Here is an 18013-nt window from a genome sequence, read left to right as displayed (position 1 = left end):
TGCGGCCCATCCCCGGTCAGGACTACGGCGGGCTGCGCCGCGACGGCGACGGCCGCCTGGTCCCGTAGCGCCCGGGGACAGGGCAGACAGCCGCGCCGCGCCGCCACGGCCCCCCGAGGCGCCCCGGCCGCCGTCCGGCTGATGCTCCCTGCCGCCCGCAGGCGAAGGGCGTTTCCGGGGCCGGTCGGACGAAGGGGGACTTCACGCCGGCCGCGATGGGGCCGTCTGGGGGAAGTAGTCAGCATGTCCGCGAGGCGCGGTTGAGTCCTGCGACCTGGGGGTTCGCCCCTCGGAGCCCAGCTTCGAAGGCAACCTGAAAAGCAACCTGGAAAGCAACCTGAAAGGCAATCTGAAAAGCAACACGTGGGTCCGCTTGGCGGTCCGCTCGCTCGCCGGGGCGCGCTCGGCCTCCTCGACGAAGAACTCGCGCAACCGTTCCAGCCCCTGGCTGGTCCGGGTGGTCTTTGCCAGCACATCCCTTTCGACGGCGTCATCGGAGACCTGGTAAGTCGGGCGGACGCTTTCACCGATCCGGTCACGGTCGGCAAAAGCATCCGACGCCGCGACGAGGTCCTGGACGAGCCTCTTGTATGCCTCCGGCATAGTCAGGTCGTCGTACAGGCGATTCGGCTCGCTCATGCTCCGCGCTGCCCGCCTCCTTGGACCAGTCCCTACACGTGCGGCGCCGCTGCGCCGATCGGCGGCCGGCTCCGGCGGCCGTCGAGACGAATCCCACCCCCGTCAACCGCTGGAGCGCCGCGCTGCCCCGAGATACGACGCAGACCGCTTCCCGCGCACACGCCACCGTTCCAAGCAGCGGGATTGCTCGTCAACCGAGTCCGCGAAAGGTTCGCTCCACGGACAGCTGAGCCGCGCATCCGCACCGGACCGGTCGCGGGGATCCGCGCTCACGGCCGCTACGCCGACAGCCCTGGCCCGCATCGTCGCTTCCCCGGTCGACCGTCCTGAGGTGATCAGCCCACGCGCGGGGCCGCGCGGCCATATGGGTGAAAGGGGCGTGCAGGGGGACTCTTTCGAGGGAATCGGTGGGGAGGGAGACGTTCGGTCTGTCTAGGCTCGCCGGGGTCCGGTCGGTTGCGGCCGGGTGTTCGCCGTCACCTCCGATGAGCTTGGGGCCGTCAGCTCGTGCATGTTGCTCTCACCGGCGCCACCGGATTCCTCGGGCTACGGCTGGTGCGGGAGTTGCTGGCGCGGCATCGGAAGTTGACCGTCCTCGCCCATGCCGGATCCGGCGGGGCATTGCAGCGCATCACACGGTTCTTCGAACTCAGCGGATCATCAAGCCAGTTCATCAACGAGATCGCAGACCGTCTGCGGATCGTGGAAACCGACCTGACGCAGCCGCACCTCGGGTTGTCCGTGATGTCGTTCCGGGAGTTGGCCGACAGCATCGACGTCGTCTGGCACAGCGCGGGCAACATCCACCTGGACGACGATCCCGCCCGGCTTCGACGGGTGAACGTCGAAGGCACTCGGAACGTCCTCGCGCTGGCCGCGGCCGGCTGCCGAGAGCCGGTCGTCCACCACGTCAGCACGGCCTTCGTCGCCGGCTCGCGGCGCGAAGGCGTCGTCTACGAGGACGAGTTGGACGGCGCGCACGGATTCGAGAACGCCTATGAGCGTTCGAAGTACGAGGCCGAGGTGCTGGTGCACGCGTGGGCTCGCAAGCACCACCGCCCGGCGTTGATCCTGAGACCGGGCGTCCTCGTCTCGGACATGCCTCCGCATCCTGAACTCCCCGCGCATCCGCTTCAGTTCGTCGACGAGATGCTGCAAACGATTCTGCGTGGCGCCGGCGGGGTCCGGGCGGACGGCGTGCGGATGCGGATCCGGATCGCCGGGCATCCGCACGGACACCTCAACCTGATGCCGGTGGAGGACGCGGCGCGGGTCATGGCCGAGTTGGGTGCGCGGAAGCGTTCGGGCGGCGTCGACACCTACCACGTTGTTCACGGCCACGACGTCCCGATCACCACCCTGACCGCCGTTATGGAGCATCTGGCGCCCGTGGACATCGAATTGGTGCCCAAGCGCCCCGACGACGTGTCCCCGATGGAAGCCGCCACCGACCTGTATCCGGGGTTCACGCCGTACCTGCACCACCGGCGTCGGCACGACGACACCCGCGTGCGGTGTGCCCTGGGCGCGTCGCCGTCGCGGCGCCGGGTCGATCTCGCGTACCTGCTTTCCGGCGTGCTGCCGGCGCAGCCGGGTTCCCCGGCCGGTGTCGCCGCCGTCCGGCGGTAGTACGCCGCCCCCGCAACTCTGCAACTCTGCCGGATGGAGCCCGTTGATGTCCCTGTTGGCCGCACCCGGCCGGGTTGCCGCCCCAGCCCCGGATACCGCCGCGGAACCGGTGTTCTCCCCCGAAGGGATCGCGTCCTGCGTGGCGCGGGTCCGCGAGCACGCGCAGGTGGTGTCCGATCCTGCCGGGCGCAGGCTCGGCCTGGTCATGGGAACCCGGCCGACCGCCTCTTCCGTCGGGACGCTGCCGCCTCTCTACCCGGAATGGCTCGGCGGGCGCACCTTCTGCGAGGCCCACGGCGTGCGCTTCCCGTACGTCGCGGGCGAGATGGCGAACGGCATTGCGACGACGCGCATGGTCGCCGCCATGGCCCGCGCGGAAATGCTGGGGTTCTTCGGGGCCGGCGGCCTCGCGTTCGACGACGTCGAGCGTGCTGTCGCCGAACTTGCGGCACAGCTCGGCGAAGCCACGAACTGGGGTGTGAACCTCATTCATTCGCCGAACGAGCCGGAACTCGAGCACCGGGTTGCGGTGTTGCTGACGCGCTACCGGGTGCCGTGTGTCTCGGCGTCGGCCTATCTGGCCCTGACGCCCGCGGTGGTGCTGTGTTCGGCCTCCGGACTCACTCGGGCGGCGGACGGGCGGATCGTGCGCCGGACCCGCCTGTTCGCCAAGGTCTCCCGCCCCGAGGTGGCGGAGAAGTTCCTCTCGCCGGCCCCCGCAGAGCTGCTGCGTTGCCTGGTGCAACGCGGCGAACTGTCGCCGCAGGAAGCCGAACTGGCCGCCGAGGTACCGGTCGCCGAGGACATCACCGTGGAAGCGGACAGCGGCGGCCACACCGACAACCGGCCGCTGGGTGCGCTGCTCCCCCGCATGCTGATCCTGCGCGACGAGGCCGCCCGACGGTTCGGCTGCACACGCACGGTCCGGATCGGGGCGGCCGGCGGATTGGGGACCCCGGGTGCCGTCGCCGCGGCGTTCGCCTTGGGCGCCGAGTACGTGGTCACCGGTTCGGTGAACCAGGTCGCGGTGGAGGCCGGCATCTCCGACGACGCCAAGGCCCTGTTGTCCGAAGCGGACGTCGCCGACGTCGCGATGGCACCCGCCGCCGACATGTTCGAAATGGGCGTACGCCTCCAAGTACTGCGCAGGGGAACGATGTTCGCGGCACGTGCCGGGCAGCTGTACGACACGTACCGGGAGTACCCCTCGTTGGAGGACCTCCCGCAGGCCGTGCGCGCCAAGATCGAGCAGGACGTCCTGCGCGCTTCGATCGACGACGTCTGGGCGGAGACCCGCCGGTTCTGGGACGGTCGGGATCCGGCGGAGATCATCCGCGCCGAGCGGGATCCCAAGCACCGGATGGCGCTGGTCTTCCGCTGGTACTTGGGGAACTCCAGCCGTTGGGCGATCGCCGGGGACACCGCACGGCGCACCGACTACCAGCTCTGGTGCGGCCCGGCGATGGGGGCGTTCAACCGCTGGACCGCGGGCGGCTTCCTCGCCGCCCCGGCGAACCGCACGGCGGTGCAGATCGCCCTCAACCTGCTGGAAGGCGCGGCCGTGCACACGCGCGCCCACCAACTCCGGGCCTACGGCGTCGCCGTGCCCGGCGCCGCGTTCGCTTTCGCGCCGCGCCGCCTCGCCTGAAACCCGCACCGTCCCCGGGCACATCCGCACGATCCACGACACACGAAGCACGACACGATGAATGAGGAAGCATGGCCCAGGAACGCCGCACCCAGGTTCCCGTCGCCGTGGTCGGAATCGGTGCGCTGCTCCCGGGTTCCCGGAGCGCCGGCGACTTCTGGCGCACCGTGGTCGCGGGGCGGGACCTGATCTCCGAGGTGCCGGCGACGCGCTGGCTCGTCGAGGACCACTACGACCCGGACCCCGCGGCACCCGACAAGACGTACGCCCGCCGGGGCGCGTTCTTGCCCGATGTGCCCTTCGACCCGTTGGCATTCGGCGTCCCCCCCGCCACGATGACCGCGACGGACACCGCACAGATGCTCGCGCTCATGGTGGCCGAGCAGGTCGTCGCGGACCTGGGCGGCCTCAGCGAGGCCGACCGGGACCGCACCGGCGTCGTCTTGGGCGTGGGACCGCTCGAACTCCTGAACCACATGAACGCCCGGCTGCAACGGCCGGTCTGGCTCAAGGCGCTGCGCGAGCACGGGATCCCCGAAGCCGAGGCGCAGGCCGTCTGCGACAGCATCGCCGGGCACTACGTGCCGTGGCAGGAAGCGACGTTCCCCGGTCTGCTGCCGAACGTCGTCGCCGGCCGGATCGCCAACCGCTTCGACCTGCACGGCACCAACCACACCACGGACGCCGCCTGTGCGAGTTCGCTGGCCGCGCTGACCACCGCGGTCGCCGAACTCACCGTGGGGCGCAGCGACCTGGTGATCAGCGGCGGCGTGGACACGCTGAACGACGTCGGCATGTTCATGTGCTTCTCGAAGACCCCCGCGCTGTCGCCCACCGGCGACTGCCGCCCGTTCTCCGACGCCGCCGACGGCACCATGCTGGGCGAGGGCCTCGTGATGTACGCGCTCAAGCGGCTGGCCGACGCGGAACGCGACGGGGACCGGGTGTACGCGGTCGTCCGCGGTATCGGCACCGCCTCGGACGGCAAGGACACGGCCATCTACGCGCCGCTGCCCGACGGACAGGCCCGCGCGCTGCGCAGAGCCTACGACGAGGCGGGCTACGGTCCCGACACGGTCGAGCTGGTCGAGGCGCACGGCACCGGCACCAAGGCCGGTGATGCGGCCGAATTCGCGGCACTGCGCGAGGTGTTCGACGATTCGGGCCGATCGGACCGGCAGTGGGCGGCGCTCGGATCGGTGAAGTCGCAGATCGGGCACACGAAGGGCGCGGCGGGCGCGGCGGGACTCCTCAAGGCCGTCCTCGCGCTTCACCACAAGGTGCTGCCTCCGACGATCAAGGCGAACCGCCCGAATCCGGCTCTGGGCGTGGAGGGCAGCCCCTTCTACCTCAGCACCCGCGTGCGTCCTTGGGTGCGTTCGGCCGACCACCCGCGTCGGGCGTCGGTGTCCAGCTTCGGCTTCGGCGGGAGCAACTTCCACACCACGGTGGAGGAGTACGTTCCGTCACCGGGAGTCCGCACCCCCGCCGCCCGGCGGTTTCGCGCGGTACCCAGCGAGCTGGTGCTGTTCGGCGGAGCCTCCGCCGACGCGGTCACCGGACGTCCGATCGACCCGGACCGGCCGCTGGCCGACATCGCGCGGGAGAGCCAGGCCGCGTTCCGGGAGGACGACGCCTGCCGGCTCGCGGTCGTGGCGTCCGACACCGCGGACCTGATCGCGAAGGTCCGGCAGGCCCGCGACCTGATCGCACGCGCGCCCGGCGGGACGTTCTCCACGCCGAGCGGGGTGCACTACGCGTGCGGCAGCTGCGACGTCGGCCGGATCGCGTTCCTCTTCCCCGGGCAAGGAGCCCAGTACGTGGGCATGGGCGAGGACATCGCCATGGCCTCACCGGCGGCGCTGGCGGTGTGGGACCGCCTGGGCACCGCCGTCTTCGACGGCGTTCCGCTGCACCGGGTCGTGTTCCCGCCGCCGGCCGTCGACGACGGAGACCGGGCCGCGCAGGAAGCGCGACTGACGTCCACGGCATGGGCGCAGCCCGCACTCGCGGTGCACAGTGTTGCTCTGCTCGAAGTACTGCGCGGCCTGGGGCTCGCGCCGGACTGCGTGGCCGGGCACAGCTTCGGGGAACTCGTGGGTCTGCATGCCGCCGGGGTGCTGGACGACGTGGCGCTCGTGGCTCTTGCCCGGCGGCGCGGTGAGCTGATGCGCGATGCCGCGACGGGCCCGGGCGTGATGGTCGCGGCGGCGGCGAGCCGGGCGCAGGCGGAGGACGCCGTCGCGTCCTGCGGCGGCGCGGACGTGTGGGTGGCCAACGACAACGCCCCGCGGCAGGTGGTGCTGTCCGGCAGGGCCGAGGCGGTCGACGTCGTCGTGCGCAGGCTCTCCGCGGAGGGCGTCACGACCCGGCGGCTGAACGCGGCCACCGCCTTCCACACACCCGTCGTCGCGTCTGCCACGGCCCCGCTCCTGGACTTCCTCCGGGAGATCCCGGTCGGAGCCCCTCAGGTGGAGGTGTTCGGGAACGCCGACGCCGCGGTGTACCCGGAATCGGCCGCCGAGATCCGGCGCCGGATCGCCGAGCACGTGGCCGCGCCGGTGCTGTTCGGCGACGGGATCGAGGCGATGTACGGCGCGGGTGTACGCACGTTCGTCGAGGTCGGGGCCGGAGGCACCCTCACCGGTCTCGTGGCGCAGGCCCTCGGCGACCGCGACCACCTCGCGGTGAGCCTCGACCGCAAGGGCGGCAACGGGGTCACCGCTTTCCAGAACGCGCTCGGCCGGCTCGCCGTGCGCGGCGTGCGCCTCCGCCACGAAGCGCTGTGGGCGCCGTACGCACCACCCGAGCCGGCCGCCGAAGACAAGGAGAAGGGGCCCAGGATGACCGTGCAGATCAACGGCGGCAACCACGGCAGGCAGTACCCGCCGGAGGGTGGAGCGGCGGCGCTGCCCCGACCGAACGGGCCGCGTCCCGCTGTCGCGGATCCCGGGCCCGCGGCGGTGGCGGAGCCCGCATCGGGGATTCCCGTGCCGCCGATGCCGGGGTCTACGGTCCCGCAGCCCGCGGTACGCATGTCCGAACCCGCCGCCCGGCAACCCGTGATTCCCACGTCCGAACCGGCTCCCTTGCAACCCGTGGCGGCGATGCCCGGGCCGACGGCGCCGCAACCGCCGGCGGGAGATCTGCTCGCGCTCCTGGAGAGCGCCCAGCGCGCCACGGCCGAGACGCACGCCGCCTGCCACCGCATGCTGGTCGACAGCCACATGGCGTTCCTGCGGATGACCGAGACGACGTTCGCGGCGATGCTCGGAACACCCGTCGGGGGCGGCGTTGTTCCGACGGTTCTGCCGGACGCGGCCGAGATGCCGCCGCCGGCGGTGGCACCCGCCCCCGTACCGGTTCACGTGCCCATGCCGCCGCCGGTTGTACCCGTGCCGGGGGCGGCGCAGGTGCCGGGGGCGGCGCAGGTGCCGGGGGCGGCGCAGGTGCCGGTACCGGCCCAGGCACCGTCGTCGGCGCAGGTGCCGGTGCCGGCCCCTGCGCCGGCCTTCGAACCGATGTCCGTCCCCCCGTCCCGGCAGGCGCCCCCCACGGCCCCGGTCATGTCACCACCGCCCCCTGCCCCCGTCGTTCCACCGCCGGCGGTCGCGCCCGAAACACCCCGCAGCACGGTGGAGTTGGGGGATCTGCTGCTGGAAGTAGCGGCAGAGCGCACCGGCTACCCGGTTGCGATGCTGAACGTGGACATGGCGTTGGAGTCGGATCTGGGCGTCGACTCGATCAAGCGGGTGGAGATCCTTTCCGCGGTGCGCGAACGTGCCGGGAATCTTTCCGAAGGCAATGTCGGCGACCTACTCAAACTCCGTACCCTGCGCGAGATCGTCGACGCGCTCGCCGCCGGCTCGGCGCCCGCGCACGAAACCGAGGCGCCCGCCCGCGAACCCCGGACGCCCGTCCGCGAAACCGAAGCGCCGACCGTCCCACCCGGGCCCGGTGCACCGGCTGGCGACGTGCCCCTCACCCGGCTGGTGATCCGCACCCGGAACACCCCCGCGCCCGGCTTCGGGATGGCCGGTCTGGAGGCGGGGTCGATCGCGGTCACCCGCGACGGAGACGGCGTCGCCGAGCAGCTGGCCGGCATCCTGGGCACCCACGGTCTGACGGCCTCGGTCGTCGACGAGGTCCCCGCGGACGCCGCCGCGGTGGTGCACCTCGGAGCCCTTGCCGGCCTCGGCTCGCCCGCCGACGCCGACGGCATTCTGCGGGACGCATTCCGCACGGCACGATCGGTCGCCCGGCGGTTCACCGCGGACGGCGGCGTGTTCGTCGTGGTGCAGGACACCGGAGGCGACTTCGGTCTCGACGGCCGCGCCCCCGGCCGCGCCCTGCTCGGCGGGGCCGCCGCGCTGGCCAGAACGGCCGCCAAGGAGTGGCCGGATGCCCGGGTGAAGGCGATCGACTGCGAGCGCGGCGGGCGGGACGCCGCCGCGGTCGCGCACGCGCTCGCCGAGGAGCTGCTGTCCGGAGGCGCGGCGCCCGAGGTCGGTCTGCGGGCGGACGGCACGCGGCTGACCCTCGTGGCCGAGCCGTCGCCCGTCGGCGGCGGACGCCGCGGGACGGTCGGGCCGGACTCGGTGATCGTGGCCACCGGAGGCGCTCGCGGAGTGACCGCGGCAAGCCTGGTGCAGCTCGCCCGAGAGCACCGGCCCCGCATCGTGCTCCTCGGCCGCACGGAACTCGCCGAGGAGCCTTCGGACTTGCCGCAGACCACAGACGAAGCGGCCCTCACCCGGGCACTCGCAGGCCGGGACCGGTCCGCGGCCCCTGCCGCGATCACCGCCCAGGCCCGTGGCATCCTCGCCGCGCGGGAGGTCCGTGCGACGCTCGCCGCGCTGGAGAAGGCCGGCTCCCCGGCCCGGTACCGGTCGGTCGACGTGCGCGACGGCCGCGCCCTGGCCGGCGTGCTCGCGGACGTGCGGCGCGAGTGGGGCCCGGTCACCGGGATCGTGCACGGCGCCGGCGTCCTGGCCGACAAGCTGATCGCGGACAAGACCGACGAGCAGTTCGACCAGGTCTTCGCCACCAAGGTCGACGGGCTGCGGAGTCTGCTCGCCGCGACCGACGGCGATCCGCTCGACACGATCGTCCTGTTCTCCTCGGTGGCCGCCGCCTTCGGCAACCCGGGCCAGAGCGACTATGCGATGGCCAACGCGGCCCTCGACCACATCGCCGCCGTCCAACGCGCCGAGCGGCCCGGCTGCGTCGTGCGCTCCATCGCGTGGGGCCCTTGGCAGGGCGGCATGGTGACACCCGCGCTTGCGGAGCACTTCACACAGGCCGGTGTGCCGCTCATCCCCCCGCCGCAGGGCGCGGCGGCGTTCACCGCGGAACTCGGCGCGGACGGCGCCGACACGCGCGTGGTCGTCGTCGCCGGCCCCGACNTGACACCCGCGCTTGCGGAGCACTTCACACAGGCCGGTGTGCCGCTCATCCCCCCGCCGCAGGGCGCGGCGGCGTTCACCGCGGAACTCGGCGCGGACGGCGCCGACACGCGCGTGGTCGTCGTCGCCGGCCCCGACCTGGGATCCATGGCACCGGTGTTGCGGGCGGGCGACGGGGAGTTGCGCGTGCACGCGCGCACCCACCCGTACCTGGCGGACCATGCCGTCGCCGATGTCCCCGTCCTTCCCGTGGCCGTGGCGCTGGAGGTGTTCGCCGGTGCGGCAGCCGCCTGGCAACCGGCCGCCGACGGCCTCGTGCTCCGCGATGTGCGGGTGTTCGGCAAGGCCACGCTGCCCGATCTGGACGGCCGCGGCCACCGGTTCGGGGTACGCGGACGCCCCGCCGGGACCGGCGCCCCGGACGCGCTGGAGGCCGAACTGACCGGCGGCGACGGCACCCCGCACTACGGAGCGCTGCTGGAGTCCGTACCCGGGAACCCGATGTCGTGGGACGCCCCCGACGGGCTCGCTCCCGTACGGAGCGGCGACGTGTACGACGGACGGGTGCTGTTCCACGGCCCGCGCTTCCACGCCCTCGACGTCGTGCAGGGTCTCGGCGACACCGGCGCCGAGGCCACCGTGGCCGGTGTCGCCCGCCTGGCCTGGGGCAACGGCCCCTGGCGGCTCGACCCGGCCGCGGTCGACGGCGCGCTGCAACTCGCCCTGCTGTGGGCCCAGGAGGCTCTGGGCAAGGCCACGCTGCCGATGGCGGTCGCGGAGTGCCGGGTCCACCGCCCGGGCCCGCTGCGGGACACCGCACGGTGCGTGGTGCGCGGGCGCAAGGTGCACGACACGGGAGCCCGGTGCGATGCCGCGCTCCTCGACGCCGACGGCACGCCCCGGATCGAACTGCTCGGTGTCGAACTGGTGAGCCGCCCGTCCTGAGCGGCGGGCCGTCGTGACCAGGTGCGCGGTGCGCGGCGGACGTCCTGCCCGGTCCGCGTGTGCGTCGAAGGAGAATCGAAGGAGAGTGGCGTGGGATTCGAGCCGATCGCCGTCGTAGGGCGGGGGTGCGTGCTTCCCGGCGCCCTCGACCCGGACACGTTCTGGGACAACGTCGCCGCCGGCCGGTGCAGTCTCGCCCCGGTGCCGCGGGAGCGTTGGCGGGTGCCGCACGACCTGGTCATGGGCACGGTCGACGACCACCTCGACCGTACGTGGAACGACGTCGGCGGCTATGTCACCGGATTCGACGAAGTCTTCGATGCGGACGGCTTCTTCGTCGCCCCGGAACGCATCGTCGGCCTCGATCCCGCGTTCGCCTGGGTGCTGCACGGCGCACGGCAGGCGCTGCGCGAGGCCGGATGCGACGGGCCGCTGCCGCGGGCCGGCCTGGTGCTGGGGAACCTGTCGTATCCCACCGGTGCCGGGTCGTCCTTCGCCGAGCATGTGTGGCTGTCCGGTGCGCACCGGTCGCTGCTGTCGGCCGACCGGCAGGTCCGGCCCGATGCGCGCAACCGCTTCTCCTCCGGGCTGCCGGCGCACTTCGCGGCCGAGGCCCTCGGGCTGGGCGCCGGGGCGTTCGCGCTCGACGCCGCGTGCGCGTCTTCGCTGTACGCGGTCAAGCTCGCGTGCGACCGGCTGCACGACGGCACGGCCGACCTCATGGTGGCGGGCGCCGTCAACCGGGTGGACAACCTGTTCCTGCACGTCGGCTTCTGCGCGTTGTCCGCGGTCAGCCGCACCGGCCGCAGCCTGCCGTTCCACCGGGACGCCGACGGCCTGGTGCCCGGTGAAGGCGCGGGATTCGTGGCCCTCATGCGGTTGCGCGACGCGGTCGGGGCGGGCGCGCACGTCCTCGGGGTGATCCGCGGGATCGGCATGTCCAACGACGGCCGCGCGGGCGGACTCCTCAGTCCTGCGCAGGAGGGCCAGGAGCGTGCGATGCGCCTGGCCTACGCCGCGGCCGGCGTCGCGCCCGCGACGGTGTCGCTGGTCGAGTGCCACGCGACCGGGACGCCTGTCGGCGACGCCGTCGAAGCCCGCAGCATGGCGCGGGTCTTCGCCGACTGCGCCGACGTGCCGATCGGCTCGGTCAAGTCCAACGTCGGCCACCTGCTGGCCCCGGCCGGCGCGAGCGGACTGCTCAAGGTGCTGGGTGCGATGCGCGCCGGACTGCGCCCGGCGACACTCGGTGCCGGCGACCCGGCGGCCGCACTGCACGGGACGCCGCTCCGGCTGGTACGGGAAGCGGAGCCGTGGGACGGGCCGCGCCGGGCGGCCGTCAGCGCGTTCGGCTTCGGCGGCACGAACGCGCACCTGATCGTCGACGCCTGGGACGGCGAGCGCGGCGGCACGCCCGTCCGGCGGCCGGCGCCCGACCCCCGGACGAGTGCGGCACGCGTCCCGGTCGCCGTCGTCGCCGTCGCGGCCCGGGTCGGCGGCGGCCGCGACACCGACGACTTCCGCCGTGCCGTGCTCACCGGTGAACGGCGCAGCGCCGCGGAATCCGTCGGGGTCGCCCTCCCCGGCCTGTGCTTCCCGCCGGTGGCCGTGGCCCGGACCATGCCGCGGCAGCTCCTCGTCCTGGAAGCCGCGCGGGAAGCCGCCCGCGACATCGCGCTGCCGCGGGAGAGCACGATGGTCGTGGTCGGCACCGGAGTCGAACCGGAGATCGCCGGCGCCGCCGCCCGGTGGCGTTCGCCGTCGTGGCTCGCCGAGGCCGGGCTCGGCGCGGATCCGGGCCTCGTCGAGCGGGTGCGCGGCGCCTTCTCGCCGCCCATGGTCGCGGAGCGAGTCGTCGGGAGCCTGCCGAACCTGGCGGCGAACCGCATCAACACGCAACTGGACCTTGCCGGCCCCGGCTTCACCGTCTCCGCCGAAGAGGCGTCGGGTCTCGTCGCGTTGGAGCTCGCCGCACGCGCGCTGCGGGCGGGCGAGGCGGACGCCGCGGTGGTGGGCGCCGTCGACCTGTCGTGCGAAGCCGTCCACCAGGCCGCGCTGCGCGAACTCGGGCGGGAAGCCGCCTGCGGGGACGCGGCCGTCGTGACCGTCCTCAAGCGCCTCGACGACGCGCGCCGGGACGGCGACCGGGTCATCGCGGTACTCGACGACAGCGACAAGGCCGCCGGAGCGGACCTCCGGATCGGCGACGGCACCGGCCTCGAGCCGGCCTTCGACCCGGGCGAACTCCTCGGCCGGGCGCACTCCTGCCACGGCCTGCTGTGCGTCGCCGTCGCGGCAACGGCGTTGGAGCACCGCGCACGGCCGCGCACGGACGGCCCCGCGGAACCCGACCCCGCATTGGAATCCGCGCACGTCACGGTGTCCCCGCTCGGGGCACCGCCCGTGCAGGTGCGGCTGCGGGCCGCCGACACCCGCCCGTGGGCGGCCGAAGCACCCCCGCGGACCGCCGTGTTCTCCGGCCGGGACCGGCAGGGCGTCCTGGCCGCACTCGACGCGGGGGCGGAATCCGACGACGGGCCCGTGCGGCTGGCCCTGGTCCCGGAGGGCGATCGCGCCGCGCTCGTCGACGCGGCACGGCGCTGGCTCGTCGACGGCGGGCCCCCGCCACCGGGTGTCCTGTACCGCGACCGGCCCGTGGCCGGTGAGACCGCGTTCGTCTACACCAACGGCTCGGCCTCGTACCCCGGGATGGGCACCGAACTGGCCCTGGCGTTCCCCGCGTACGCCGCCGCGGCCGCCGCCGGCACCACGGCACCGCCGGGGTCTGCGCGGCCCGCACCGGCGGGCGTGCTGGAGCAGATCCGGGGCGCCGCACGGCTCGCGGCCGTCCACACCGGGATCTCCCGGAACGTGCTCGGTCTGCGGCCGGACGCCGCGATCGGCTATTCCTCGGGCGAGTCCGCGGCCCTCGTCGCGCTCGGTGCGTGGCCGGACAGCGCATCCCTGTATGAAGAGACCCACCGCAGCGGGCTGTTCACCAGCGAACTGACCGGCGAACTCCGGGCGGTCCGCCGCGCCTGGCAACGGCTCGGCATCGCCGGCGAGCGCTGGGCAAGCTACCTGGTCACCCTGCCTGCCGACCGCATCCGCGCGGCCGTCGCGGACGAACCTGCGGTCCATCTGATGGCCGTCAACGCCCCTGACGTGTGCGTCGTGGGCGGCGAAGCACGCGCGTGCGCCGCCGTCATCGGCCGGCTCGGCGAACGCCACGCGGTGCCTCTCGACTACGACCTGGCGGCCCACGCCCCGGAACTCACCGAGGTCCGCGACGCGTGGTGGACTCTCCACCACCGGCCCACCGCCTCCGTTCCGGGCATCCGGTTCTACAGCGCGGCGACGGCGACCTGGTACCACGCCACGGCCGAGCATGCCGCCGACGCGGTCACCGCACAGGGGCTCGGCACCATCGACTTCGCCGCCACCGTCGAGCAGGCGTGGCAGGACGGCGTCCGGGTCTTCGTCGAGCACGGGCCGCGCGGCCTGTGCACCGGCTGGATCAAACGGATCCTCGGAGAGCGCGAGCACGTCGCGGTCGCCCTCGACGCCGCGCACGGCTCACCACTGCGGCAACTACAGCTCGCCGCAGCGGAATTGGCCGCGGCCGGGGTGCCAGTACGAGCACGGGCACTCCTCGGCGAGCTCGCCTCGGCCGCACCCGGACCACGCCCGGCGGCCCCGACCGTCGACGTACCCGCGCACTGGAGGGTCGCTTTGCCTACACTCGACCACCCCGCGGTGACACTGCCGCGGGCGCCCGCCCTCGCGCCAGTCACCGAAGAGGTGACCGACACGACGGCTGCCGCCTCGGCCGTCCTGATCCCGCGCCCGGACGTGCCCTCCGTCGCCGACATGCGCACCCTCGTGGCGCAGCTGGGCCGCCAGGTGACTGCCCTGCACCGCACTGCCCTGGCCGAACAGGCGGCCGTACACACGGCGTTCCTGGAGTCCCGGCAGCGGATGGCCGCCGCGCTGACCCGGCGGGGCGGACCGTCCCAGGCGGCGGCGTCCGTGCCCTGCCAAGCGCCCGCCCTGCAACCCGCCACGCCCGGCGGCCACGTCACGGAACGGCGCCGAGAGCCCCGGCAGGGACCGGCCTTCGGCCGCGCACAGCTCGAACACCTCGCCTCGGGGCGCATCTCGGACCTGTTCGGACCGGCGTTCGCGCCGCAGGATGCGTACGCGGTGCAGACCCGCATGCCGGAGCCTCCGATGCTCCTCGCCGACCGCGTCACGGGCATCGACGCGGTTCCCGCCGCGCTCGCGGAACTCGGCCCCGAGCACGCCACCGGCACCATCCGCACCGAGACCGACATCCGGCCCGACAGTTGGTACCTCGACGCCACCGGCCGCATCCCCGCGGGCCTCATGATCGAGGCCGGGCAGGCGGACCTCCTCCTGATCAGCTGGCTCGGCGTCGACCTGCTCAACCGCGGCGAACGCGCCTATCGGCTCCTGGGCTGCGACCTGACCTACCACGGGGAGCGGCCGCGGGCCGGGGAAACCCTCCGCTACGACATCCACATCGACGGCCACGCCCAGCACGGCGACGTCCGGCTGTTCTTCTTCCACTACGACTGCTACGTCGACGGCGAGGTGCGGCTGAGCGTCCGGAACGGACAGGCCGGCTTCTTCACCAAGGCCGAACTCGCCGACACCGACGGCGTGCGCTGGGATCCTCGGAACTCCCGCCCCATGCTCGACCTTCCACTCGATCCACCGGCGCTGGAACCGGCCGCGTCGCGCTTCACGGCCGACCAGGTGCGCGCGTTCGCCGAAGGACGCCCGGCCGACTGCTTCGGAGCCGCCTGGAACGCCACCCGCGCGCACGTCCGCTCGCCGCGCATCGACGCCGGCCGCATGCTCTTCCTCCGCGAGATCGCCGAGTTCGACCCGGCCGGCGGTCCCTGGGGACGCGGCTACCTGTGCGCCACCAGCCCCGTCTCCGCCGACGACTGGTTCTTCGCCGGGCACTTCAAGAACGACCCGTGCATGCCCGGAACCCTGATGCTGCAAGGCGGCATCCAGGCCATGGCCTTCTACCTGGCCGCACTCGGCCTGACCGCGGACAAGGACGGCTGGCGCTTCGACGTGGTGCCGGGGCGTACCTCCACGGCCCGATGCCGGGGCCAGGCCACCCCGGACAGCCGCAACATCACCTACGAGGTCTTCGTTCGCGGCGTCTCCGCGACGCCGTACCCGACGCTGTACGCCGACGTACTCGGCACCGTCGACGGAGTCAAGGCATTCCACGGCGAGGACATCGCGCTGCGCTTGGTGCCCGACTGGCCGCTGGAGCACTGGCGCGGCCTCGGCGCGCACCGGCAGCAGACCAGTGGCGCGCCGGTGCCGCTCGCGTCCCTCGGCGGACTGGTTGGCCACCGCGAGGCCAAGCCCGTGGCCGTGTCCGGCGAGTTCGCGTTCGACTACGCGTCCCTGCTGGCGTGCGCGTGGGGGAAGCCCAGCGACGCCTTCGGCGCGGGTGTCGGCCGGTTTGACGACGGCACGCAGCGGATCGCCCGACTCCCCGGTCCGCCCTACCACTTCATGACCCGCATCGTCGCGGCGCACGGCAAGCAAAACGCCCTGCGCGAGGGCGTCCGTGTCGTCGCCGAGTACGACATTCCGGACGAGGTGTGGTTCTTCGAGCAGAACAGCGCCCCGGTGATGCCGTTCGCGGTGCTCATGGAGATCGCGCTCCAGCCGTGCGGATGGCTGGCCTGCTACGCGGGCTGCCCGCTGACCGCCGGCACCGAACTCCTCTTCCGCAACCTCGACGGCTCCGGCACCCTCACCGGGGAAGTCACCCCGGGCACCCGCACGGTGCGCACCGAAGCCGAACTCACCGGCATCTCCCGCAGCGGCGGAATGATCCTCGTGACGTTCGCCGTGCGCTGCTTCGCGGACGACACCGAAGTCTTCGCGATGTCCACGGTGTTCGGGTACTTCCCGCCCAGCGCGTTCGAAAGCCAAGCCGGCATCCCGGTGCCCGCCGACCAACGCGTGCACCTGGACGCGCCCTGCGATTTCGCCGTCGACCTCACCACCCGCCCGGCACGCTACTTCGACGGACCCGCCCGGCTCCCGGGCCCGATGCTGCTGATGCTCGACCGGGTCACCGGCTACTGGCCCGACGCGGGCGAGGCCGGGCTCGGGCGGCTGCGGTCCGAGAAAGACGTCGACGCCGCCGAATGGTTCTTCAAAGCGCACTTCTTCCAGGACCCGGTGCAGCCTGGTTCGCTCGGCATCGAAGCCATGTGCCAGCTCCTCCAGTTCTACCTGATCGAACGCGGCCTCACCGCAGGCGTCCGCCGGCCCCGGTTCGAGCCGGTCGCGCTCGGCCGCGAGGTGGCCTGGAAGTACCGCGGCCAGATCACCCCGGCGAACCGTCTCATCCGGGTGGAGATGGAGATCCGGGAAGTCGGCAGCGACGCACGCGGCCCCTACGCGATCGGCGACGCCCGGCTCTGGGGCGACGACACGTGCATCTACGAAGCACACGGCATCGGCGTGCGGGTCGTATCGGGCACCCCGTCGCTCGAAGCACCCGTAGTGCACGGCGACATCACGCTCGACCCGGCGGCGGACACCTGGCTGGCAGACCACTGCCCGACGTACACACTGCCCGTCCTGCCCATGATGTCCGTCGTCGCCCTGCTCGCTCAGGAGGCAGCGCGTGAGACGGGCCAGGCGGTCGTCGCCATGCGCGACGTACGGCTGCGCCGCTGGATCCCCACCGGCGGCCCGGTCCGCCTGCGCCTCCGCACGGCCCCCGGACCGGACGGCCTGGCCGTGACGCTGTCCGCGTGGCGGACCGCGGCCCCCGCCGGCCTCTCCCGCTTCGAGGATGTGGCGACCGGAACCGTGGTCGTCGGTGAACGCACCGGGGCTCGCCCCGAGCGCTTCCCCCCGCTGCCGGACGCCGTGACGCAGCCCGATCCCTACGCCTCCGGCGAACTGTTCCACGGGCCCGCATTCCACTACCTGACCTCACTGCGCATCGGATCCACCGGTGCGTCGGCCGTGCTCGACGCCGGGCGCGGCACGGTCCCCCGGGGCCACCTCCACCAGGGGCTGCTGGACGCCGCCGTGCAGGCCGTGCCGCACGCGAGCCTGTGGCGGTGGGTGCCCGAGCTCGGGGGCGACAAGGTCGGATACCCGCTGCACGTGCACACGCTGGAGCTGTACGAGGGACTCCCCGGCAGCGGAGCCGTCGACGTCGAAGCCCGCCTGGCCGCATACGACCCCGACGCGGCCGGCGGTGCACCGCCGCTCGTGGTAGACGTCCAGCTGTGCGTGGACGGACGGGTCGTCGCGGCCCTGCGGTTCGGCAGCACGCTGCTGCCGACGGGCCCGTTCTCCCGGGCGTCGTCGACAGACCGCCGGGACTTCCTCACCCGGCGGCGCGCGGTACAGGGGGTGTCCCTGTCGAGGAAGGTCGGCACCGAGACGCACCTGACCGCCGCCGACGCCGCTCGATTGGACTGGCTGCCCGGCGCCTTGGCACCCGCCTGGGGCCTGCCGCCGGGTGCCAGGCTCGTGGACCACCTCGAACACGTGGCCGCCAAGGAGCACATCGGCCGTCTGACCGGCACCCACCCGTCCACGGTCACGGTGGACGGCGACCTGTGCTCCGGCCGGGACCGGACCGGACGCCGCCACGACCTGTCGGTGTCCCGCACGCACGACACCGTCGTCGTGCGGTCCGAAGACGTTCCCTGACCGATCC

Annotated in this window: 5 protein-coding genes; 4 read left to right on the top strand and 1 reads right to left on the bottom strand. The window is 73.3% G+C overall.

What is annotated here, in order from left to right; all coding sequences use genetic code 11:
- Positions 1–201: 201 nt before the first annotated feature.
- Positions 202–639 carry a hypothetical protein gene (locus ACRX5W_RS31205; RefSeq protein ID WP_436791746.1) on the bottom strand — a complete coding sequence of 146 codons (438 nt, stop codon included), beginning with the start codon at positions 637–639 and terminating at the stop codon, positions 202–204.
- A gap of 507 nt (positions 640–1146) precedes the next feature.
- Here ACRX5W_RS31205 and ACRX5W_RS31200 point away from each other — a divergent pair.
- From ACRX5W_RS31200 to ACRX5W_RS31185, 4 genes are all read left to right on the top strand, one after another.
- Positions 1147–2268: an SDR family oxidoreductase gene (locus ACRX5W_RS31200; protein WP_436791745.1), complete on the top strand. Its 1122-nt coding sequence runs from the start codon at positions 1147–1149 to the stop codon at positions 2266–2268.
- A gap of 46 nt (positions 2269–2314) precedes the next feature.
- Positions 2315–3916 (top strand): PfaD family polyunsaturated fatty acid/polyketide biosynthesis protein, encoded by a 1602-nt coding sequence (locus tag ACRX5W_RS31195; protein WP_436791744.1) that lies wholly within the window; start codon positions 2315–2317, stop codon positions 3914–3916.
- A 71-nt stretch (positions 3917–3987) separates the two neighbouring features.
- Positions 3988–10266 (top strand): SDR family NAD(P)-dependent oxidoreductase, encoded by a 6279-nt coding sequence (locus ACRX5W_RS31190; RefSeq protein WP_436791743.1) that lies wholly within the window; start codon positions 3988–3990, stop codon positions 10264–10266.
- A 90-nt stretch (positions 10267–10356) separates the two neighbouring features.
- Complete coding sequence (locus ACRX5W_RS31185; protein ID WP_436791742.1) at positions 10357–18006, top strand: beta-ketoacyl synthase N-terminal-like domain-containing protein; 7650 nt, start codon at positions 10357–10359, stop codon at positions 18004–18006.
- Positions 18007–18013: the final 7 nt, after the last annotated feature.

The organism is Yinghuangia sp. YIM S10712, from assembly GCF_051388935.1.
In the GTDB taxonomy this organism is placed as follows: Bacteria; Actinomycetota; Actinomycetes; order Streptomycetales; family Streptomycetaceae; genus Yinghuangia.
The sequence above is the reverse complement of the archived record's forward strand: the minus strand, read 5'-3'. Positions and strand labels throughout refer to the sequence as shown.